Annotated in this window: 20 protein-coding genes and 1 pseudogene; 17 read left to right on the top strand and 4 right to left on the bottom strand. The window is 53.7% G+C overall.

Annotation, left to right across the window (positions count from 1 at the left end; genetic code table 11):
* The first annotated feature begins 78 nt into the window (after positions 1 to 78).
* A complete protein-coding gene (locus NeNHUV3_RS11170) occupies positions 79 to 774 on the top strand; it encodes a CoA transferase subunit A (RefSeq protein ID WP_341246394.1) in 696 nt (231 codons plus the stop codon).
* A 1-nt stretch (position 775) separates the two neighbouring features.
* Positions 776 to 1,399 (top strand): 3-oxoacid CoA-transferase subunit B, encoded by a 624-nt coding sequence (locus tag NeNHUV3_RS11165; RefSeq protein ID WP_391481467.1) that lies wholly within the window; start codon positions 776 to 778, stop codon positions 1,397 to 1,399.
* A 90-nt stretch (positions 1,400 to 1,489) separates the two neighbouring features.
* Here NeNHUV3_RS11165 and NeNHUV3_RS11160 read toward each other — a convergent pair whose 3' ends face one another.
* Positions 1,490 to 2,665 (bottom strand): winged helix-turn-helix domain-containing protein, encoded by a 1,176-nt coding sequence (locus NeNHUV3_RS11160; RefSeq protein WP_391481466.1) that lies wholly within the window; start codon positions 2,663 to 2,665, stop codon positions 1,490 to 1,492.
* 230 nt (positions 2,666 to 2,895) lie between these two features.
* Between NeNHUV3_RS11160 and NeNHUV3_RS11155 the strand changes: the two genes are divergently transcribed.
* From NeNHUV3_RS11155 to NeNHUV3_RS11145, 3 genes are read left to right on the top strand one after another with little or no spacing between them, the layout of a single operon-like run.
* Positions 2,896 to 3,894, top strand: a complete 999-nt coding sequence (locus tag NeNHUV3_RS11155) for a YbhN family protein (protein ID WP_391481465.1) — start codon at positions 2,896 to 2,898, stop codon at positions 3,892 to 3,894.
* Complete coding sequence (locus tag NeNHUV3_RS11150) at positions 3,887 to 5,173, top strand: FAD-binding protein (RefSeq protein WP_391481463.1); 1,287 nt, start codon at positions 3,887 to 3,889, stop codon at positions 5,171 to 5,173. Before NeNHUV3_RS11155 ends, NeNHUV3_RS11150 begins: the two co-directional genes overlap by 8 nt.
* 1 nt (position 5,174) lies before the next feature.
* Complete coding sequence (locus NeNHUV3_RS11145; RefSeq protein ID WP_391481462.1) at positions 5,175 to 5,912, top strand: SDR family NAD(P)-dependent oxidoreductase; 738 nt, start codon at positions 5,175 to 5,177, stop codon at positions 5,910 to 5,912.
* A 3-nt stretch (positions 5,913 to 5,915) separates the two neighbouring features.
* On the opposite strand, the gene NeNHUV3_RS11140 is transcribed toward NeNHUV3_RS11145, so the two are convergent.
* Together NeNHUV3_RS11140 and NeNHUV3_RS11135 are read right to left on the bottom strand one after the other, a co-directional pair.
* Positions 5,916 to 7,349 carry a UbiA family prenyltransferase gene (locus tag NeNHUV3_RS11140; protein WP_391481460.1) on the bottom strand — a complete coding sequence of 478 codons (1,434 nt, stop codon included), beginning with the start codon at positions 7,347 to 7,349 and terminating at the stop codon, positions 5,916 to 5,918.
* A gap of 3 nt (positions 7,350 to 7,352) precedes the next feature.
* Positions 7,353 to 8,144: pseudogene (locus tag NeNHUV3_RS11135) on the bottom strand (lytic transglycosylase domain-containing protein).
* Between the two features lie 362 nt (positions 8,145 to 8,506).
* Between NeNHUV3_RS11135 and NeNHUV3_RS11130 the strand changes: the two are divergent.
* From NeNHUV3_RS11130 to NeNHUV3_RS11075, 12 genes are all read left to right on the top strand, one after another.
* Positions 8,507 to 8,710, top strand: coding sequence for a hypothetical protein (locus NeNHUV3_RS11130; protein WP_341246401.1), 204 nt, complete (start codon positions 8,507 to 8,509; stop codon positions 8,708 to 8,710).
* A gap of 198 nt (positions 8,711 to 8,908) precedes the next feature.
* Positions 8,909 to 9,097, top strand: coding sequence for a hypothetical protein (locus NeNHUV3_RS11125; RefSeq protein ID WP_391481458.1), 189 nt, complete (start codon positions 8,909 to 8,911; stop codon positions 9,095 to 9,097).
* Between the two features lie 55 nt (positions 9,098 to 9,152).
* Entirely contained in the window at positions 9,153 to 10,010 is an 858-nt protein-coding gene (gene cpaB / locus NeNHUV3_RS11120) for a Flp pilus assembly protein CpaB (RefSeq protein ID WP_391481457.1), read from the top strand.
* Positions 10,011 to 10,164: 154 nt separating this feature from the next.
* On the top strand, positions 10,165 to 11,580 hold the full coding sequence (locus NeNHUV3_RS11115; RefSeq protein ID WP_391481456.1) for a type II and III secretion system protein family protein: 1,416 nt from the start codon (positions 10,165 to 10,167) through the stop codon (positions 11,578 to 11,580).
* Positions 11,581 to 11,587: 7 nt separating this feature from the next.
* A complete protein-coding gene (locus NeNHUV3_RS11110) occupies positions 11,588 to 12,235 on the top strand; it encodes an OmpA family protein (RefSeq protein WP_391481455.1) in 648 nt (215 codons plus the stop codon).
* Between the two features lie 197 nt (positions 12,236 to 12,432).
* On the top strand, positions 12,433 to 13,674 hold the full coding sequence (locus NeNHUV3_RS11105; RefSeq protein ID WP_391481454.1) for a CpaE family protein: 1,242 nt from the start codon (positions 12,433 to 12,435) through the stop codon (positions 13,672 to 13,674).
* 14 nt (positions 13,675 to 13,688) lie between these two features.
* Complete coding sequence (locus NeNHUV3_RS11100) at positions 13,689 to 15,146, top strand: CpaF family protein (protein WP_391481452.1); 1,458 nt, start codon at positions 13,689 to 13,691, stop codon at positions 15,144 to 15,146.
* Positions 15,147 to 15,152: 6 nt separating this feature from the next.
* Complete coding sequence (locus NeNHUV3_RS11095) at positions 15,153 to 16,121, top strand: type II secretion system F family protein (protein WP_391481451.1); 969 nt, start codon at positions 15,153 to 15,155, stop codon at positions 16,119 to 16,121.
* A gap of 10 nt (positions 16,122 to 16,131) precedes the next feature.
* Positions 16,132 to 17,112, top strand: a complete 981-nt coding sequence (locus NeNHUV3_RS11090; protein WP_391481449.1) for a type II secretion system F family protein — start codon at positions 16,132 to 16,134, stop codon at positions 17,110 to 17,112.
* Between the two features lie 25 nt (positions 17,113 to 17,137).
* Positions 17,138 to 17,692 carry a tetratricopeptide repeat protein gene (locus NeNHUV3_RS11085; RefSeq protein ID WP_391481447.1) on the top strand — a complete coding sequence of 185 codons (555 nt, stop codon included), beginning with the start codon at positions 17,138 to 17,140 and terminating at the stop codon, positions 17,690 to 17,692.
* Positions 17,693 to 17,727: 35 nt separating this feature from the next.
* Positions 17,728 to 18,585, top strand: coding sequence for a tetratricopeptide repeat protein (locus NeNHUV3_RS11080; protein WP_341246411.1), 858 nt, complete (start codon positions 17,728 to 17,730; stop codon positions 18,583 to 18,585).
* Between the two features lie 36 nt (positions 18,586 to 18,621).
* Complete coding sequence (locus NeNHUV3_RS11075; protein ID WP_391481445.1) at positions 18,622 to 19,122, top strand: prepilin peptidase; 501 nt, start codon at positions 18,622 to 18,624, stop codon at positions 19,120 to 19,122.
* Here the strand turns inward: NeNHUV3_RS11075 and NeNHUV3_RS11070 are convergent.
* Positions 19,119 to 20,750 carry a hypothetical protein gene (locus tag NeNHUV3_RS11070; protein ID WP_391481444.1) on the bottom strand — a complete coding sequence of 544 codons (1,632 nt, stop codon included), beginning with the start codon at positions 20,748 to 20,750 and terminating at the stop codon, positions 19,119 to 19,121. The genes NeNHUV3_RS11075 and NeNHUV3_RS11070 overlap by 4 nt on opposite strands.
* Between the last annotated feature and the right edge of the window lie 7 nt (positions 20,751 to 20,757).

The raw sequence follows: 20,757 nt of genomic DNA, 5'->3' as shown, positions 1-20,757 counted from the left end.
TTGCAATTTATGCTGCAAGTGCATTGACTCTCTGCCGCTGGACGCTCTTTATAAGATGGAAATTTAGAGGGCGGTTTGATGAAGAAAATCTATCCAGACGCGGCGAGTGCTCTTGAGGGTGTTTTGCGCGACGGCATGTTTATTGCGGCCGGCGGATTCGGGCTGTGCGGCATTCCCGAGTTGCTGTTGCAAGCGATCAAGGAGGCGGGCACCAAGGATTTGACCTTTGCATCCAACAACGCCGGCGTCGATGATTTTGGCATCGGGATTTTGCTGCAAACCCGTCAGGTCAAGAAAATGATCTCGTCCTACGTTGGTGAGAACGCCGAGTTTATGCGCCAATACCTGTCCGGCGAGTTGGAGTTGGAATTTAACCCCCAAGGCACTTTGGCTGAACGGATGCGCGCGGGCGGCTGCGGCATCCCCGGATTTTACACCAAAACTGGCGTGGGCACCGTGATTGCAGAAGGAAAAGACCACCGCGATTTTGGCGGCGAAACCTATATCATGGAGGAAGGCATTTTTGCCGATCTATCCATCGTGAAGGCATGGAAAGCTGATGAGACCGGCAATGCGATATTCCGCAAAACAGCGCGCAACTTTAATCCGCCAGCGGCTATGTGTGGCAAGATGTGTGTGCTGGAAGTGGAAGAGATTGTGCCCGTCGGCAGCCTTGACCCCGACCATATCCACCTTCCCGGCATTTACGTGCACCGCTTGATCCAAGGCGAGCATGAAAAGCGGATTGAGCAACGAACCGTGAGGAGCGCCTAACATGTGGGATCGCAATCAAATGGCTGCACGCGCAGCGCTTGAACTTGAAGACGGCACGTATGTGAACCTCGGGATCGGCATTCCGACTTTGGTGCCGAATTTTATTCCTGAGGGCGTTGAGGTGACGCTGCAATCGGAAAATGGCATGCTTGGTATGGGCGCTTTCCCGACCGAGGACGCAGTTGACGCCGACTTAATCAACGCAGGCAAGCAGACCATTACAGAGCTGCCCAACACCGTCTACTTTGACAGCGCTACTTCCTTCGGAATGATCCGCGGCGGCAAGATTGCTATGGCCATTCTGGGCGCCATGGAGGTGGATGAGAACGGTGATCTGGCGAACTGGATGATCCCGGGTAAGCTGGTCAAAGGCATGGGCGGCGCGATGGATCTGGTGGCTGGTGTGGGCCGTGTTGTGGTGGTCATGGATCACACCAACAAACACGGCGACAGCAAGCTGCTTAAGAAATGCACACTGCCTTTAACGGGCCAAGCGGTGGTAGACCGCATCATCACCAACTTGGGTGTTTTGGACGTGGTAGAGGGCGGTCTGCGGATTGTTGAGACCGCCGAAGGCGTGAGCGAGGAACAACTACGCGCTGCAACACAAGCCACGATTGTTTAACGGTGTCAGATCGCCGGTCCTGTTAGAGGCGGACGTATCTAGCCAGAAAAATGGGCGCGCCAGTGGTGCGCCCTTTGTCGTTAACGCGGGTTAGCGCCGCTCACTTTGCCAGACAACCCGATCAAGCCCTACAAACCGCCGCATACGATCAAGTTCGGCATCAAGCTTTGCAAACCTGCTTTGCGGCCATGCCCGCCGCTCGGGCCAAAAGTTCAGCACGTTCAAGACACCTGACTTACGATCCGCCTTAACCTCAATCCGCCCGACAAAATTACGCCCCTCAAGAAGTGGGAAAACATAATAGCCCCACACCCGCTTAGCCGCAGGAACGAACATCTCAACGCGGTACTCAAAACCAAAAAGTCGCGCAAGGCGCGCGCGCTCGCGGATGGCCGGATCAAACGGATTTAGGATGCGCAAACGGCTAGTCGGTTTTCCAAGCGCCATAAGGCGTTCTTCTATATCAGCAGGCGCCCAAGCGGGAAGCCACGCGCCTGATGCAGACTGCACTTCGACCGGACACAACATGGCCGCGTTGCGCTTAACCCACTGCGCGACCTCGGCACCTGTGGCCGCTTCCCAAAACCGTTGAATATCACCTGATGTGCCAAACCCAAGATGCCCAAGTGCTTTATGACACAGCATGTCCAACTGCTCTTCATCGCCGATTTCGACATCTCGCAAAGCCGCAGGGAAAATCCGCTCAGCAAGGTCATAATACTTGGTAAAGTTTACGCGGTGGCTAGTGGCCAACTCACCCGCGTACCACATGTAATCCAGCGCAAGTTTATGAGGCGGGCGCGCCCACATCTGTTTCTGCCCCGTCACTTTGGTATCAAACGCGTGAGTTGAGAGCGGGCCTTCGCGCGCAATCCGCTCTTTAATTTGCGCTCGTACGACTGCGTCAGGCAAATTTCGCGCCCACCCTGCACGGTCCCACTGGGCCTTTTTGCGGCGAAACTGTCGTTGCCAAATGGGCAGAGTTTCAATGGGCAAAAGCGAAGCATCATGGGTGAAATGTTCAAAGAGCTGCCCACCTTGAGCCAAGGCATCATCAAGCATGTGTTCGCGGTAATTCTGATTACGGCTCCACACGATATGGTGATGTGCGCGGGCAACCACTTGGATCGTGTCAAGCTGCACGAAACCTAACCGCGCAACAATTCCCATTACATCAAGCGGCCCAGTAGGCGCATCCGCAAGACCGTTTTGCGCCAACCAAAGATCTCGGGCGGTTGTGTTTGAGATGCGCAACGGGGTGGTCACAATGAGGTAAAGGCCTTGTATCAAACGGGCCTTAACACTGCGCCTTCGCAATATAGTTGTCCAGTGCACACAAACGGCTTAGCGGCGGCAGAGATGCCCACATCGCCAGACAAATGAACAACCTGACTACGCCGCTAAAGCCACCACGAACCGCAGTTAAAAACTGTTTCGATTTACGCTACAGTTTCACATTGATGCCCCAATTACAGCCTAGTCAAAGGTCCATGGAAATGACGCGCCCCTCTTCTTCTGTGCTACGCAGCACAACCACGCCACAACGGCGCGTGCGCGACTTGGCTGTGTTGGCTGCGCTCTTTGCACTGATGGTGATGGGCTTGGCAGGGCTTGCCGCCGCAACAGGCTGGGCCGAAACATGGGCACAAATAAGAGCACTTAGTTTCGCACAACTCGGCGTTCTACTTGGGTTAAGCTTGGTAAATTATCTCTTTCGCGCACTACGCTGGCATCTGTTTGCGCGCACCTTGGGGCTGCCGACAAAACTGATGCAAGACGTGCGGCATTTTCTTGGTGGCTTTGCCATGACAGTCACACCCGCCCGCGTTGGTGAATTAGTACGAATGCGTTGGCTCCGGCGCGAAACGGGATGGAATTTTGAGCGTACAGCACCGCTTGTCTTGGTCGACAGAGCGTCTGATCTTGGGGCAATGGCCCTCATTTTGGGCGCTGCTGTCGCGCTATCCACCGGCAGCATCAAAGGTGCAATTCCGGTCACGTTTGTATCGTTGGCTGCTGCGGTTTTAGTCACAAGGCCGCGCCTTCTAAGCGCTTTAGTGACAACGTTTTACCACAGCACCGGCTGGCTGCCGCGCTTTTGTGTGCGTGTTAGACGTGGCGCACAGAGCCTAAGGCTGTTTACCCGTACAGGGCTTTTGCTATGTGCAGCAGCGCTTGGGGTAATTGGCTGGCTGGCCGAAGGCTACGCTTTTCATCTGCTGTTGGTTTGGATGGGGGCGGACATCGGCGTTTGGATGGCAATCGCGATCTTCGTCTTCTCTACTCTCGCGGGTGGACTTACGGGTGCACCAGGCGGCGTTGGCGGAGCAGAAGCCGCGATGATCGCACTTTTATCATTGCAAGGCGTGCCGCTTGAAACGTCCGTGCCAGCAACGTTGATCATCCGCGTCACAACTCTTTGGTTCGCGATTACCATTGGCCTTTTGGTGTTTCCAGTCGCTGAACGAATGTCGATGAAAGTTAATCATGCTTAAAACCAAAAACATCACTGGTTGGGGGCGCGCGCTTAGCGCAGAGGTTTCACTCGCCCGCCCCGAACGCATCAGCCAGATCACCGCGGAACGCCCCGCCATCGGAAATTGCCGTAGCTACGGTGACGCGTCTTTGAACGACGCGGGCCAAGCGAGCATCATGACCCGGCTTGATCGGATCCTTGATTTTGATCTGGAAACAGGTGTTCTTGAAGTGGAAGCCGGCATTTGCATAGGCGAGCTTGCACGTATTTTCGCGCCCCAAGGATGGCTTCCGGCGGTGATGCCGGGCACCGGCTTTGCCACAGTTGGCGGTGCAATCGCGATGGATGTGCACGGCAAGAACCACCATATCATGGGCAGCTTTGGCCAGCATGTTCTTGAGATAACTTTGCACCAAAACGGCGGCACCAAAACAGTAAAACCGTCCACTGCGCTTTTCAAAGCGACTGTTGGCGGGCTGGGTCAAACCGGCGTAATCGTAAGTGCAAAGCTACAACTTCTGGCGTGTCGCGGGGACGTGATGTTGGTCACAGAACGGCGGATGGACAATTGGGAAATGTTTCTCGAAGCCCTTGATACATCTCAGGCGCCTTACACAGTTGGCTGGATCGACGCGACAGCAAAGGGTGCCACTTTGGGGCGCGGCATCATTGAAGAAGGCGAAACGGGTCCTGGCCTTGTGCCAAAAGCTGCTAAATCAAAAGCCGTGCCTTTCAACGCGCCGCACTGGGCGCTAAGCAGGCCGATCGTAAAACTGTTCAACGCAGCCTATTTCAAACGTGTGCCCGATATGGGCCGCACCAGTGTAAAACCGATCCAAGAGTTTTTCTTCCCGCTCGATAAAATCCACGACTGGAACAAGCTGTATGGCAAGCGCGGATTTCACCAATTTCAATGCGTTATGCCCATAGAAAATGCCCCCGCATTGCGCGATATGTTAGAGGTTATTGCCCAAAGTGGTCTGGCATCGCCCTTGGCCGTGCTCAAACGAATGGGCGAAGGACGCGCGGGCTTTATGAGTTTCCCGATGGAAGGCTACACCCTTGCGATTGATTTTCCGAACCGCGCCGCAGCACGCGCGTTGATCGAAAAACTTGAGGCGATGACCCTTGCGGCAAAAGGGCGAATTTATCTGGCCAAAGATGCGCTGAGCACGCCTGAAGCTGTTCAGCAAATGTACCCCGAGCACAACGTCTGGCAAACCCAAGTGGAAAAGGCAGACCCTGACGGCAATCTGGTGACGGATCTTATCCGCCGATTGAACCTGAGGAAACAGTAGCATGGACGAAACATGGATAATCTTGGGCGCCACAAGCAGCATGGCGCGAGCACTAGCGCGAGCATTGGCTGCGCGCGGCGCCACGTTGATCCTTGCGGGGCGTGATCTGAACGACATGAAAGCAACCGCTGCTGATTGCAGAGCGCGCGGCGCGGCAGACGCTCATGTCATCCGCTTTGACGCGCGAAAACCCGCTACTTTCACCGCAATCTTAGAGCTGGCCGAGGCACAATCAGGTGTGTTGAACGCAGCCGTTTTTGTTGGCTCCATGCCGCCTCAGTCCGAGATCAGCGCACAACCACAGTTGATCCAAGGCGTGGTCACTGACAGCTTTACAGGACCGGCCGAATTCCTTGAATTACTCGCCCCTATCCTTGAGGCGCGCAGCAGTGGCACGGTTGTTGGCGTGGGCAGCGTAGCTGGCGACCGCGGACGTATCGGCAACTATGCCTATGGCGCGGCGAAAGCAGGGTTTCATACCTATATGTCGGGCTTGCGCAACAGGCTCACGCGGGCGGGCGGTCATGCGGTCACAGTTAAGCCTGGGTTTATCGACACAGCCATGACATGGGGCCTTGAGGGAATGTTCCTTGTCGCTAGTCCCGATGATGTGGCGCGCGATATCTTGCAGGGCGTAGAGCGCAAAAGGAACGTGGTCTACACGCCGTTTTTCTGGCGGTACATTATGCGGATCATCAAATCTGTGCCGGAACCAGTCTTCAAGAAGTTGTCGATTTAACGGTCAACCCCCGAACAACATCTGAAATATACCCGCAGCGTAATACATCATTGAAATGACGATCAACATGATGCCCACCCCCATCTTGTCGCGTAGCGCAAAGACGATGGGGTCATAATCCATTTTTCCAAGCCAACCGATTTTCACCATCCGGTACAGCCAGATATAGATCGGCACCAAAGCTAACCACAAAAGCCACTGTGTCGGATAAAGTGCAACGGCCTGTGGCGACAGGGTGTAGCGCCAAAAAACCACTAATGCCCCCACCACCCCGAGGGCCGCCACGTTCAACAGATCCGGCCGATCCACTTTGGCATATCCGCGTCCGGGTAACCGCGCGTCCGTGTTTGCTTTGGCCAATTCCGTCATCCGCTTGACGCAGCCCAAAGTGATGAAAACCGGAAAGATAAAGATCAGCATGTAGATCGATGCCTCAACACCGCTTGCCGCAGCACCCGCAATGACACGCAATGCGTAAAGCGTGCCCAAAACGGCAATGTCGACCCACCGCATTCGCTTGAGCTTCAGCGAATATGCCAATGAGAGGGTCATGTAGATCGCGATGACTGCCAGAAACTCCGTACTCAGAACGGATGCCAAGCCAACGGCAAAGGCGCCCAAAGCGACACACAGCAGCATGCCCGATTTGATCGACACAGCCCCCGACGCAAAAGGGCGGTTGCACTTTGTTTCGTGAAGACGGTCGGCCTCCAAATCCAACAAATCGTTCACGATATAGATACAACTTGCCGCCGCTGAAAACGCGACAAGACCAAGCAAAGTGAGCCAGATCGATCCAAACGAAAAATCATGCGCCGCCAGCATGGGCAAAAACAAAAGTACGTTCTTTACATATTGGTGAGGCCGCATCGCGCGCAACCAATCACGCGGGTTTTGCTCTGTAGTGATCTCCTGCACGTCACGATCCAGATCACGTAAATGCGCCACTGAAGCCTTATCCCCAACCACAATAGCCCGGTCCGCAGCTTTCCAAATCGGGATATCAGCCGGCTCGTTTCCCGCGTAGTCAAAGCCCCCCTCACCAAAAGCATCGACCAAAGCATCGCGCTTTGCCTCGCCCTTAAGGTTGACGACACCGTCACTGGCAAAGACGCGTTCGCTTAGCCCGTGATCCTGTGCAAGGCGGCTTACTTGAGACAAATCAGATGCGGACGCCAAAACCACCTCACGGCCCTCGGCCAAGGCCTCATCCGCGAGCGCCTTTACCTGTGGCTGCGATGGCAAAAGGTCAGTTCTTATTTCGGCAACCTGCGCCAGCTTTGCTTTCAGGACCGCGGGCCGCGTAAAGTGCCGTGCGCTAAGCTTTATTACCGCTATTGGGTCTTTCCCAAGTCCCGCCCAAAACGCCTCAAACAACATATCAGATTTGATAAACGTACCATCAATGTCGAGGACAAGTGGTTTGGGATCCGGCATTGGTTAACTTCCTTTAACAATAAACACACAGCCATCGCTGGCCAACTGGGGCGGGGTCCTACACAGCCCGCGCGCCACGGACCATGCCATAAGAACTTTCGGGACGTAAGTTCTGGTTTCAGCAAACGGGGGCACGCCGCCATGCTCGCGAACAGCCCCTTCCCCTGCATTGTAGGCGGCCAAAACTAACAAAGGGTCACCGTCAAACTGGCCCATCAACCAGTCCAAATAAGCCACGCCGCCGTTGATGTTTTGTGCGGCATCAAATGGATCGGCCACACCAAACCGGTCGGCAGTGGCGGGAATAAGCTGCATCAATCCCTGGGCTCCCGCACTGCTTTGCGCGGCAATATTGCCTGAGGATTCTGCATGGATTACTGCCAAAACGAGCGCGGGTGATACACGTGTCCCCACTGTTGCGCGCAAGATATCGATGTTGTGTGTGCTTGCGATGTTTTGCAAATCAGCAAGGCGCGGAGCAATCAGCGGGTTGGCTGCGGTGGTCTGTATGTGGTTAACCGCCCCCTCAATCCGGCCTGCGCTGGCCGATCCAATATCCGGTGAGATTTGTGACCAAAACCAATTAGCTTGATCTTGGGGCGCTGAAGCGGGTTGTGAGACAGACGCTGGATCAGGCTCACCCGTCTTAGGGCCAATCTGCACAGTGACCCGCGGGCCTTACGACGTGCTGGGCGGCTTTACGCGTTTAAAGGTGAAATCCGGAAACGGCTTTGGCGCGTCTGCACCCGCTGGGCCACACATCGCAAAAAGACAACACACCAAAGAGATGATCATCCGCTTCATGCGGCATTACTCTCACCAATAACTACTTTTATTTTATGATTGTTAATCACTCCACTCTAGACAGGCCAGAATTATCTCTTGAATTGCCTAAGGCGAGGACTGCGAACAATAGCAAACTTTGATGTCTAAATATTTATCCGATTAATAATTCGTTTACTTTCAATCGCTTAAGTATCGAAAGATACCATTTTAAGTGCCTTCTCGAAAATACTCCAAAGCTGCCCAATTTCTGCCCCATACCAGCGACCATAAGAGGATATCCAAAGCGGAACGGGGTGCTGGAACCACCCACAACAGCGGGCCGATCTGGTTAGAAACAAATTTTTGAGTGATCCTTTTGGAGGGACGTAATTATGAAACTTTTCGCACAAATCAAAAACTTCCGTAACGATGAAGACGGCGCTGTAACAGTTGACTGGGTTGTTCTGACAGCCGCCATCGTGGGTCTGGGTCTGGCAATCATGGTATCTGTTGGTAACTCAACAGAAACACTCGCGAACAAAATCTCAAGCAAGTTGGCTACACAAACAACCGGCTTCACAGGCCTGGGTTCGTAAGAGCCGCCTGATCAAAGTGTGATCCAAAAGGGTCAAAGGGGGCCGCTTTTTGTAAGGGGCCCCCGTTTTTGTAGTTTGGTGAAAAAAGCCTCAAAGCACGTTTAGCATGAGCCGCATAGTTCACCATTAAGTGCCCAGTTTCGAGATTGCTGACGTATTAACGATTTCTGCACTCTACACAGGTATCCGGAGATCAAGATGTTACATCGCATTCAGCAGTTTTGTCACGAAGAAGACGGCGCGATCACAGTCGATTGGGTGGTTCTGACCGCTGGCATCGCATCACTCGCGGTCGCGGTTTTGGTACTGGTTGGCACGGAAACCGAAGACCTTGCCACTTCCATAGGCACCGAAGTTAAAAACGTCCCACTGGTGATTTTCGACTGAGTAAGCAGGCGGGCGAAGCTACGGGTTTTTGGCCCAATTAAGAAAGGACGACGTAATGCGCTTGGTATTTGCACTGGTACTTTTGCTTGGCATCGGGCTGGCCGCGATGGCTGTGCATTTCACAAATGGCTACGTCAGTGAGCAGCGCGCAGAACTTGAAGCACAACGCGCAGCCGCCTCGCAAGTTGTCGAAACAACCGAAGTTTTCATTACGACCAGAGCGATCCGCTACGGAGAGCCCATGACCGAGAACGACATGACATCGGTGTTGTGGCCCAGTAACGCGGTTCCGGAAGGAGCGTTTACAAGCGGTAAAGATATTTTCCCTCAAGGCCTTAGCGTCCGACGTATCGCGTTACGCGCGATGGAGCGCGGAGAGGCAGTGCTTGAAGTCAAAGTAAGCGAGCCCGGCGCAGATGCTGGCATCACATCACGCCTGAAGCCGGGTATGCGCGCCTTCGCGATCAACGTGAACGAGCAATCGGGCGTTTCTGGCTTCTTAAGGCCGCGCGACCGCGTTGATGTGTATTGGACCGGCACGGTGGAAGTGAATAACCGCGCACAACGCATCACCCGACTTATCAACACCGGTCTTGAGCTGATCGCGATTGACCAATCCGCCGATATTGACCGCAGCGGCGCGCAAGTTGCCGGCACAGTCACTGTTGAAGTGACCCCACAACAAGTGGCGATCTTGACCCAAGCACAGGCGACAGGCTCTTTGTCCCTGTCATTAGTCGGCAACGACGATACATCAGGAATTGCGACGTTTGAGGTTGATCAAAACAAAATGCTTGGCATCGAGGTGACTGAGCAGGTCGCAGCCCCACAACGTGCGCCAGAGCGGGTCTGCACGATCAAAACACGCAAAGGCGCCGACGTTGTGGAAATCCCAATCCCCTGCTCGGACTAAGCTGCGTCTGCCACATCTTCGGTGGTGGCAGGCCCAACAGGCAAAAGCGAAGCCGTGATATGATTCTTGCCAAGAAAGGCGAAATACTGCTAAACTTGTAAAAAAGGGGCGCAGACCTCTGTAGCAGTGCGTGACATTTTATGAGGCAGTCACAATGAAAACGTTATCTTTGGTTAAGGCCGCACTCACAAGTGCGGTGCTTGTTGTTTGCTCAGTACCTTCTGTGACATCGGCGGATGTTTTGCGAGTGTCGCGCGGCGCCCCGTCAAGTGCTCTTCAAGTACCGATGAACCGCGCCGTAGTTGTGGAAGCAGACAGCCCTTTTGCGGAACTCAGCATCGCAAACCCAAGTATTGCCGACATTTCAACGTTGTCGGACCGCACAATTTACGTGTTGGGCAAAGCACCTGGCCGCACAACATTGACACTACTTGGCGCCGATGGTCGGTTGATCACCAACGTTGATGTGCATGTGGCGCCCGATATTGCGGAGTTCAAAGAACGCCTTCGTCAGATCCTGCCCAGCGAAAAAATCGAAGTCCGCACCGCGAATGACGGCATCGTCATGTCCGGAACAGTATCCTCTATCGGCAAGCTGGAGCGCGCGCTTGAGTTGGCCGAACGATACGCACCCGAGCGTGTCTCAAACCTCATGAGCGTCGGCGGCACACAACAAGTCATGCTGAAAGTACGCTTTGCCGAAATGCAGCGCACAGTGAGCAAGTCTTTGTCCTCCTCGTTGTCGATCTCTGGCAACGTGTTGGGTGACGAGCTTGGCATCCGCGCAGGCAGCAACACGACGATCACATCAGGGAATGCCGCATCAAGCTTGGCCGGCAACTTACCCGCGGCAAACAGTAACCGTGGTGCCTCCGTCTTCGGGTTCAACGCAGGCGGGCTTGAAGTAGCATGGCTACTAGAAGCACTTGAAGAAAAGGGCGTTGTCCGAACTCTTGCAGAACCAAACCTCACAGCGCTTTCAGGTCAAGAAGCCAAGTTTTTGGCGGGCGGCGAATTTCCGGTTCCCGTAGCGCAATCCGAAGGGTCAATCTCAGTTGAGTTTAAACCTTTTGGTATCGAGCTAATCTTCACCCCCCGTGTTCTCGACGATGAAGTGATCAACCTTACGCTTAATGCTGCGGTTTCAAGCCTCGATCCGGCAAACGGTTTTAGCCAAGGCGGTTTCACGATTGACGCTTTCCGCCGCCGCGAAACATCCACAACCGTAGAAATGCGTGACGGCGAAAGCTTTGCGATCGCAGGACTTCTGCAGGACGACTTCACCGATTTGAATGGCCAAGTGCCGTGGTTGGGCGACATTCCGATCCTCGGCTCGCTCTTTCGCAGCGCCGAATACAATCGCTCCCAGTCTGAGTTGGTCATTATTGTAACGCCACATTTGGTTACACCTACGCGCGGTGAAGCACTTGCATTGCCCACAGACCGCGTCACCCTACCATCAGAGCGTGAGCTTTTTCTGAACGGCAAAGTTGTCGGCGCAAGAAAAGGCCCGGCAGCGGAAGTTGCCAAACAAGATTTTAGCGGCTCATATGGTTATGTGTTGGATTGAGAGTAAAATGGGTTTTGCCAAATCAGTAGCAGTTTTCTCGGCCGTTGCCCTTCTTGGCGCCTGTAGCGCCAACAGCACGGGCCGGTCCTCATGGAACGTCGAAGCTGGCGCGCTATTGGACGAAGGCCTGTTTGGCAACGCCACGCTTAACAACACCTTAGTACAAAACGGCGAACGCCCTGCTTTGGTAAACATGGCTGAACGTTTTGCGCGCGAAGTGCCCACCACGATAACTTTCGCCTTTAACTCCGCAACTTTGGATAGCGCATCGAAAGCCGTTTTGCGCAGGCAAGCAGACTTTATCCGTCAGTTCCCCGAGGTCCGCTTTAGCGTTTACGGACACACAGACGCCGTAGGATCGGACCGCTACAACAAAGCCCTTGGCAAGCGCCGCGCAGTGGCCGTTGTGCATTACTTGGCAAGCTTGGGCGTGAGCAGAAGCCGCCTTGAAGCGCTTGTATCATTTGGCGAAGAACAGCCGCTCGTTCTAACCCAAGGTCGCGAACGACAGAACCGCCGAACTGTGACCGAAGTTGCTGGCTTTGTCGGGACCCACCCCACTGTGCTTGACGGTAAATACGCGCGTATCATCTACCGTGAATATGTAGCCAGCGCCGTACCAGCTGAAACTGCTGCTGTTGGTTTGCTTGAGTAAAAGTTAGCTGCGTTTTTAGCGCGCGGTCCCAAAGCAGTCGTGTCCAAATTGTTCACCCGAACCACACAATAGTAGGCATTTAGCCAAATTATCGCCTTGTTTACCCTCCACAGAAAGATAATGGCGATAGATGCGTTCCGCATTTCAGCCATATGGAGCAGACGCGCGGTGCGTCATGTGGGTAGGGAACGAAACAGATGCCCGAGACACTTTTGCAGCCCGAGGCAATGGCGATTACTGCCTGCACAATCTCGCGTGACGTGCAAAATTTCGACCTACTGATAGATGACATGGAACAAGCCCTTGGTGAAAACTGGGGCGACTTGGGGTTTAGTGACGCCCTGCTCTATTTTGACCAACCCGAAGCATCCGCGTTGAAATTTGTCGCGATTGCCCTTGATGAGAATGACGAAGCCGATCTGAGCCTTGTCAGTGAAGTGATCACAGCAGCAAAGAACGCAGGGATCCAAGTCATTCTAATTGCTGAAGATTTATCACCAGTCGCGCTTCATCAATTATTGCGCCAGGGGGCCAATGACTTTGTGCCCTACCCGCTTCCCGAAGGTGAGTTGGCCGCTTCAATAGCCCGTCTGGATGCCGCACAAAACGTGCCTGAGGCTCCACAACAGCCCATGATCAGTTCTTCGCAAGCTACTTCACGTCAGGGCATGATCATCCCTGTCCACGGCTTGGGCGGCGGCGCAGGTGCCACGACATTTGCGGTAAATTTAGCATGGGAGCTGGCCACGATTGACGCCAAACCAGCGCCCCGTGTCTGCCTGATTGATCTTGATTTACAGTTTGGCAGTGCCAGCACGTATCTCGACCTTCCCCGCCGCGAAGCCGTTTATGAGCTGCTCGCTGAGACTGATACGCTCGACGGGGACACTTTGAGGCAGGCGATGCTTACGTTTCAAGATTGCCTTCATGTATTGACCGCGCCCGCAGATATTTTGCCGTTGGATTTGATTCAGCCCGATGATGTGGAGCGGCTACTTGAAACAGCGCGGCACCATTTTGACATCGCGGTGATCGACATGCCCACCACGTTGGTCAGCTGGACAGAAACTGTCCTGCAGGCCGCCGACCTCTACTTTTGCCCTATTGAGATGGAAATGCGCTCAGCGCAAAACGTGTTGCGCATGATCAAGGCGTTAAAGTCTGAAAACTTACCCTTTGAGAAATTACGCTTTGCCGTGAACCGCGCACCCAAATTTACTGACCTACAAGGAAAAGCGCGCGTCAAACGGATGGCAGAGAGCCTATCAATATCGCTTGACCTTCAGCTACCGGACGGTGGTCGCGCGGTCATGCAAGCAGGCGACCATGGTCTGCCCTTGGCGGTATCAGCCCCCAAAAACCCGCTGCGTAAAGAGATTAACAAACTTGCCCTGTCGCTTTTTGAGCTGTCGCAAAACGCACAGCACAAAGCGGCCTAGACGGAGCATATCAAATGTTTTCACGCTACAAAAAGCCATTGAAGGCGCAGCCGGTCCCAACTGCCCGAGATACTTCTGAGCAAATACCAGCGCTTCAAACAACGCTTACGCCGGAAATTGCAACCGAAGTACCGACACAAGCGCCAAAGAAAAAGATGCGCACGGTGCCTGCAAAACCCGACGACAAAGAAAAAAAGCGCCGCGAGCGAATGGGCGAGATCAAACTTCAAATCCACAAAGAACTGCTCGATAATCTTAACCTTGCAGCCCTTGAACGCGCCTCAGAGACGGATCTGAAAGCTGAAATTAGCGCGATCTCAGCAGAAACTCTGGATGATTTGGGCGTTGTTTTGAACCGCGATGATCGCGCGTCGCTCATCCAAGACCTCTACGACGAAGTGACCGGCCTTGGCCCCCTTGAAACACTTCTTAAAGACGATGACGTAAACGATATTTTGGTTAATGGGCCGCAACAGGTATTCGTTGAGCGCGATGGTAAACTAATGCTGTCGGACGTTACCTTCAAAGACGAACGGCATTTGCTACGGATCATCGACAAGATTGTCTCTGCCGTTGGGCGGCGCGTGGATGAAAGCAATCCTTACGTCGACGCGCGTCTTGCTGATGGGTCACGCTTTAACGCAATGGTCCCACCAATCGCAGTTGACGGCAGCCTGGTGTCCATTCGGAAATTCAAGCAAGATAAGTTGGCCATCGATGATTTGGTCAAGTTCGGAGCATTCACTGAAGAAATGGGCGCGTATCTTGAGGCCGCCGTATCGACGCGACTGAACATCATCGTTTCCGGTGGAACCGGCTCGGGCAAAACTACCACTTTGAACGCGTTGTCATCATTCATTGACGATGATGAACGCATCCTGACCATTGAAGATACCGCCGAGCTTCAGCTGCAGCAAACACACGTCGGGCGCATGGAAAGCCGGCCTCCTAATGTGGAAGGTCGTGGCGGTGTAAGTCAGCGTGATTGCCTTAAAAACGCACTGCGGATGCGCCCGGATCGCATTATTGTTGGTGAGACCCGCGGCGAAGAAGTGATCGACATGCTGCAGGCCATGAACACTGGCCACGACGGATCGATGACCACAATCCACGCGAACAATGCACGTGACGGTATCTCGCGACTAGAAAACATGGTGGCAATGGCGGGCATCGAGATGCCGCTCAAAGCAGTGCGCAGCCAGATTGCATCAGCGGTTAACTTGATTGTTCAGGTATCACGCTTGCAAGATGGCTCACGCCGGATGGTCTCGATCACGGAAATCACTGGCATGGAGGGCGATGTGATCTCCATGCAGGAAGTCTTTAAGTTTCAACGCCTTGGCTTGACCCCCGAGAATAAAATTATCGGCCAATTCACCGCAACAGGCGTGCGCTCGCATTTCTCAGAGCGTTTCAAACTTTGGGGTTTTGACCTGCCAACGTCCATTTATGAACCCATAAAGACAAAGTGATCTGACATGAGTTTTGATCCGGCCCTGCTTGTTTACGGTCTTATCTTCGTTGCGGTTATCGTGATCGTCGAAGGCGTCTACCTTGTGGTTTTCGGCAAATCAATCAGCCTGAACAGCCGCGTTAACCGCCGCCTTGATATGCTCAACAAAGGGCAAGGCCGCGAAGAAGTATTGGAGCAGTTGCGCAAGGAAATGGCGCAACATTCAACAACATCGTCAATCCCGCTGTATTCCATTCTGGCGGGCAAAGCCCAACGGGGTGGTATAGCCTTTAGCCCCCCACAGCTTATCGGGTTGATGGGGGTGCTTGCGGTTGTGTCGTTTATTGGTCTGTCCATCGGCACAGGTGCTGAATTGGCTGTCCGTGCGGTTGTGGCTGTGGTGATGGGCATTGGTGGCGTTTTCGTTTGGATCAACAACAAAGCTAAAAAACGCATGGCAATGATCGAAGAACAGTTGCCAGATGCTGTTGAACTGATGGTGCGGTCCTTGCGCGTGGGGCACCCTTTTGGTTCAGCATTACAGATTGTCGCGAACGAAGTGCCTGATCCACTAGGTACCGAAATTGGCGTGATCGCAGACGAAAGTACATATGGCCGCAACGTTGGCGAGGCCCTGAAAGATATGGCAGAACGTCTGGATATGCAGGATCTACGCTTTTTGGCTGTTGCCGTGACGATCCAGCAGCAATCAGGGGGCAACTTGGCCGAGGTTTTGTACGGTTTGGCCCAAGTCATCCGGTCGCGTTTTAAATTGTTTCGCCGCGTGAAAGCGATCACCGCCGAAGCAAAATGGTCCGGCATGTTTTTGTCGTGCTTTCCTTTTGGCGCGCTCATTTTGATCAATTTAATCCGGCCCGATTATTACGATGAGGTCAAAGATACGGCCGTGTTCATTCCTGCGTGTCTGGTCGTTGCCGGATTTCTTGTGGCCAACGTCATCGTCATGCGCACCCTCGTGAACATTAAAGTCTAGGAAACGCATCATGCTCGAAACGCTGCTCAACACGATCCAAACCACTCTTGGCCCGCTTGGTCCGGTTATCATGATAGGCGCGCTCGGGCTGGTGCTGATCTTGGTCGCACTGTCGTTCTTGTTCAAGCGCGAAGCCGATCCGCTGAGCAAACTGAAAGACCAAGCCAAGCGCGACGCTCAGCGCATTTCAACTGCACCCTCTTTGCGTCACCAAGACAAAGCAGGCGACAAGCTGAACAAATACGCCGATTTTCTTGAACCCCAAAGCGAAGAGGAATTCAGCGCAGTTCGCCTGAAACTGATGCAGGCAGGGTATTATTCCAAAAATGCCGTACGCACGTTCCACTTTATGCAATTTGCTCTTGGGCTAAGCGGTTTGGCGATTGGCGCTGTCTATGCGCTATTTCGTGCGACCGTCGCAGACCCCAGCACCGAGGCCAGCATTATGATGGTCATGATCCCCGGCGGCGTTGGATATATGTTGCCTAAATATTGGGTCACCAAGCGGCAGCAAACACGCCAAGAAGAAATCACAAATGGCTTTCCAGACGCGCTTGATCTGATGCTTGTGTGTGTCGAAGCGGGGCAATCGTTGGATCAATCTATCAACCGCGTTTCAATTGAAATGCGTAGCGGCGCACCTGCGTTAGCCCATGAATTTGAGACAGTTGCCTATGAAATGAAGGCGGGTAAAGATAAGATTTATGTTCTCAAAGACTTGGCCGAGCGCGCGGGCGTTGTCGACATTTCCAGCTTTGTCACGGTGCTTATCCAGTCCGCCACGTTCGGGACCTCCATCGCAGAGGCGTTGCGGGTATTCTCGGCTGAGATGCGCGACAAGCGCGTCATGCGGGCCGAGGAAAAAGCAAATACCTTGCCTACCAAGATGACACTCGCCACTATGATGCTGACCGTGCCGCCACTTTTGATCATTATGATTGGGCCATCGGTACACGGGGTCATGACGATGATGAATTCAGGCGCTCTTTAAACGCGTCGGTAAAGGGAGCCAGCACATGCGAGCAAGCACGGCTAACACGGCCTTTGCCATCCTGTGCATCGGCGTTTTACTCTCCTGTACGCCCGCTCGTGACCCACAAAACCCCTATGCACCGGGCATCGCAGGTGAAAGTAATGTTGACGGGCTGATCGTTGGGCACAGACTTATGGCGGCGGGCGAATATGAACTGGCGTTGCGGGCCTACACGCGGGCTGCCGGCACAAACGGGCTGAACGCAGATGTCCTTTCCGCCGTGGGGTCTGCCAATCTGCGACTTGGCCGTTTGGGTCAAGCAGAGCGCTATCTTCGGCAAGCAATCGACAAAGATAACCGCTTTGTTCCTGCGTGGAATAATCTGGGCGTGATCTTGGTGGAAACCGGAGAGTTGGGCGAAGCAGCACAAGTCTTTAAGCGCGCTTTTGCCCTTGATAGCGGAAAAAGCACCGATATTCGGGACAACCTGCGCTTAACTCTCGCAAAATTAGACAGCCCGAGTTATAATGACGTCAACGAGCCACTACAATTGGTGAGGCGCGGGTCAGGCGACTATCTGATCTTGTCGACACCGTAGGCCGATGTGAGAGCAGTAAAAAGGACGCAATTTCAATGCGCCAATCGATATTTATGAGTGTATGTCTGGCCTCGGCAGTCTTTCTGACGGGCTGTCAAAAGGCCTCTGATGCCCAAGTGTCTCGTGCCATTCAGGACGTGAATGTCATCGACAGCACCAACCTCAATGACATCATGTTGACTGTAGCGGACCCCAATGAGGCAGTGGCTTATTTTCAAAAGAGCCTGCGCCAAGACCCTGAACGGGTCGAATTTCAGCGCGGCTTGGCTAAATCCTTGATCCGCGCTCGCCGCCCCCAAGAAGCGGCTGTGGCATGGAACACCTTGATCGCTGGCGGGCAAGCCACAACAGATGACCGCGTAGATTATGCAGATGCGCTGATCCGCATTGGGCAATGGGACAAAGCAGAAGCCGCCTTAGACGCCGTTCCACCAACAGTTGAAACGTATAAACGCTACCGACTTGAAGCCATGGTTGCAGACAGCAATCAAGAATGGGGCAACGCGGATAGCTTTTATGAAACAGCGGTCGGCCTTACAACGCGCCCCGCTGGCGTGTTGAATAACTGGGGGTACTCGAAACTGACACGCGGTGATTTCGCAGATGCGGAGCGGCTGTTTGGTCAGGCCATAACCAACGATCCAAAACTTTTCACTGCAAAGAACAACCTAATTTTGGCGCGCGGCGCACAGCGCAAATACGATGTGCCCGTCATTCAAATGACCCAGATCGAGCGCGCGCAGCTTTTGCATACCCTCGGCCTTTCCGCCGTTAAGCAAGGTGATTTAGCAACCGGCAAAGGCCTTTTGCGCGAGGCTATTGATACACATCCACAGCACTTTGAGGCTGCGGTCCGGTCATTGCGCGCCCTGGAAGCAAACGTTTCAAACTAAATTGCGGCGGCGCCCAACAGCCCTGTCCACACCTTTATGAGTACCTATGTCTTGGCCCCCACTATTGCCCCCACAGTTTTCTTCTGGCTGGCGTTACCCGTCGCAATTTGGGCTGCTTGGTCTGACCTAGCGCGGATGCGCATTCCCAACATGTCAGTTGTCGCACTGCTTTGCATCTTCGCGTTGGCGGGTTTTGCAGTGTTGCCTTTTGATCAATACCTTTACCGCTGGCTTCATTTTGTCGTTGTCCTTGTCCTTGGATTTGCGCTGAACAGCACCGGCACATTGGGCGCCGGAGATGCAAAATTTGCTGCAGCCGCAGCCCCGCTTATTCCATTAAGTGACGTGTTGTTTTTGATCATGCTGTTTTGCGCAAACCTGTTAGGTACATGGATTACGCACCGCATAGCAAAACACACTAAGCTACGCACACTTGCGCCGAACTGGAAAAGTTGGAGCACCGGCTGGGACTATCCAATGGGATTTGCACTTAGCTCTACGCTAGTCATGTATCTGGCTATCGCAGCGTTCGTTTAATCACGGATCCGTTCGGCGAGAATATAGGCAGGCGTTTCAAGAACGTTGCGCATTTCGATACCGCTATCTTCCACTGCTGAAAGCACCTCTGCACGCACAGATAAGACACCGGGGCACAGCGGGATCAGCAAATAATCAGCATCCTCAAAGCCCGGTAGCCCGCCGTAATACCAAGGCGCACCATTCTTCAACGGCTCAAAATTGCCAAAAAGCCATAGGGTTGAGAAAACATCTGCAATAAAGATTTTGCTGCCCGCAAATCCGCGCACCTCAAGGTCTTCTGCGACTGCGACAAACCAAGCTTTCATGCCCAATTCCAAGGCACAAATCGGCAATGGCTCATCCTGCCAGCTGCTGGCACCTTTGCGCTCAACATAGGCGGGCATACCGTGGTCGGGCGTATCATAAGGCACGCGCGCATCTAGCTGCATCATCCGGATGGTAGGCGATTGGAAATCAGGCTGATTGGGAAGAACTTCCGTGTACTCGGACACATCGGTGTTGAAGTGCCGCAACGGCGAATAGGCCAAGTTCAGCAGTGATGGCGCGGCCGCAACCAGCGCCACAATGGCCATCGTGTTCAGCGCCTGCCGCATATCCAACCCAAAGAGTGTTTTCGACGGCATGCCAGGCCGCCACGCCAGCAGCAACACCGCCAACATCGGTAGCCACTGCGGATCGTTCCCGAAATTCTGATAGGTGATGTACCAAAACGCGGGGGTTAACAGCAGCATAATTAGCCCTGCTTGTTTTGCCCCACCAGCGCGCAACACAACGACGGCGCAAAGCAACAGGATTGAAAAATGTACGTATGCTGGCGAGGCCATGATCTCTGTCAACGCAAGCCCCGGTGCCACCCGTAGAGCCGATTGCGATGTAGCCAGCATATCGAGAACATAATAAGCCCAGTACTCAACGCCCAAAAACAGCGTCAGCGTGAGGACAATGACCAAGCCAACCGCAAAAGAGAGAGCCAGTGTTCGGTACTGACGCCACTGCAGCAGAGCAACCACCACAGCCGGCAAAAGCGCCACAAAATATGTGACTTTGATCATCGCCAAGGCCGCCATAACCGCACCGATGATAACCCCATCAATTAGCGGTCTGCTCATCTTCAAGGGCGGCAAAGCGCTCAGCGCGATTACGATAAATGACAGCGCCCATGCCCACCGATTATAGTGCATCGAAAACGAAACCGTGGGTTGGCTTTCGCCATGAACCAACGCAAGCACCATGATCATGCAAAGCGCACAGAACCCAAATGCTACCGCACCTTTAAGACGGCTGACTGTCACCCAAAGGACCGCAGGCACCAGCGTAATTGCCATAATGATTTGCGACCAAATCAACGCGTGACCAATCCCAAAGCCGGCCTTGAGCATCTCAGTGATGGGCACGAACGCCAACGCGCCAATCGGCGTCATGAAATCAAAATGGGGCATTTGACCCGCAGCCATTCGTTGGGTGATGGCCATCAAATGCATCATATCGCCTTCATGCTGGCCAACAAAAACACCGCCCTTAGCAAGCGCTAGCCCCCCCATAAAGGCGACAATCCCAAGCATAAAAAGGGTCAAACGAATGACTGGAAGGGAACCGATAGAATTCAGCTGATTGTCTTGATCCATGTCACCA

Origin of the sequence: Nereida sp. NH-UV-3, from assembly GCF_042939535.1 — a bacterium.
GTDB classification, from domain to species: Bacteria; Pseudomonadota; Alphaproteobacteria; order Rhodobacterales; family Rhodobacteraceae; genus Nereida; species Nereida ignava.
The sequence above is the reverse complement of the archived record's forward strand: the minus strand, read 5'-3'. Positions and strand labels throughout refer to the sequence as shown.

Bases quoted from the DNA above. Each gene is read 5' to 3' on its own strand.
- NeNHUV3_RS11170 (WP_341246394.1), top strand. From the start codon at position 79: ATGAAGAAAATCTATCCAGACGCGGCGAGTGCTCTTGAGGGTGTTTTG.
- NeNHUV3_RS11165 (WP_391481467.1), top strand. From the start codon at position 776: ATGTGGGATCGCAATCAAATGGCTGCACGCGCAGCGCTTGAACTTGAA.
- NeNHUV3_RS11155 (WP_391481465.1), top strand. From the start codon at position 2,896: ATGACGCGCCCCTCTTCTTCTGTGCTACGCAGCACAACCACGCCACAA.
- NeNHUV3_RS11150 (WP_391481463.1), top strand. From the start codon at position 3,887: ATGCTTAAAACCAAAAACATCACTGGTTGGGGGCGCGCGCTTAGCGCA.
- NeNHUV3_RS11145 (WP_391481462.1), top strand. From the start codon at position 5,175: ATGGACGAAACATGGATAATCTTGGGCGCCACAAGCAGCATGGCGCGA.
- NeNHUV3_RS11140 (WP_391481460.1), bottom strand. From the start codon at position 7,349: ATGCCGGATCCCAAACCACTTGTCCTCGACATTGATGGTACGTTTATC.
- NeNHUV3_RS11130 (WP_341246401.1), top strand. From the start codon at position 8,507: ATGAAACTTTTCGCACAAATCAAAAACTTCCGTAACGATGAAGACGGC.
- NeNHUV3_RS11125 (WP_391481458.1), top strand. From the start codon at position 8,909: ATGTTACATCGCATTCAGCAGTTTTGTCACGAAGAAGACGGCGCGATC.
- cpaB (WP_391481457.1), top strand. From the start codon at position 9,153: ATGCGCTTGGTATTTGCACTGGTACTTTTGCTTGGCATCGGGCTGGCC.
- NeNHUV3_RS11115 (WP_391481456.1), top strand. From the start codon at position 10,165: ATGAAAACGTTATCTTTGGTTAAGGCCGCACTCACAAGTGCGGTGCTT.
- NeNHUV3_RS11110 (WP_391481455.1), top strand. From the start codon at position 11,588: ATGGGTTTTGCCAAATCAGTAGCAGTTTTCTCGGCCGTTGCCCTTCTT.
- NeNHUV3_RS11105 (WP_391481454.1), top strand. From the start codon at position 12,433: ATGCCCGAGACACTTTTGCAGCCCGAGGCAATGGCGATTACTGCCTGC.
- NeNHUV3_RS11100 (WP_391481452.1), top strand. From the start codon at position 13,689: ATGTTTTCACGCTACAAAAAGCCATTGAAGGCGCAGCCGGTCCCAACT.
- NeNHUV3_RS11095 (WP_391481451.1), top strand. From the start codon at position 15,153: ATGAGTTTTGATCCGGCCCTGCTTGTTTACGGTCTTATCTTCGTTGCG.
- NeNHUV3_RS11090 (WP_391481449.1), top strand. From the start codon at position 16,132: ATGCTCGAAACGCTGCTCAACACGATCCAAACCACTCTTGGCCCGCTT.
- NeNHUV3_RS11085 (WP_391481447.1), top strand. From the start codon at position 17,138: ATGCGAGCAAGCACGGCTAACACGGCCTTTGCCATCCTGTGCATCGGC.
- NeNHUV3_RS11080 (WP_341246411.1), top strand. From the start codon at position 17,728: ATGCGCCAATCGATATTTATGAGTGTATGTCTGGCCTCGGCAGTCTTT.
- NeNHUV3_RS11075 (WP_391481445.1), top strand. From the start codon at position 18,622: ATGAGTACCTATGTCTTGGCCCCCACTATTGCCCCCACAGTTTTCTTC.
- NeNHUV3_RS11070 (WP_391481444.1), bottom strand. From the start codon at position 20,750: ATGGATCAAGACAATCAGCTGAATTCTATCGGTTCCCTTCCAGTCATT.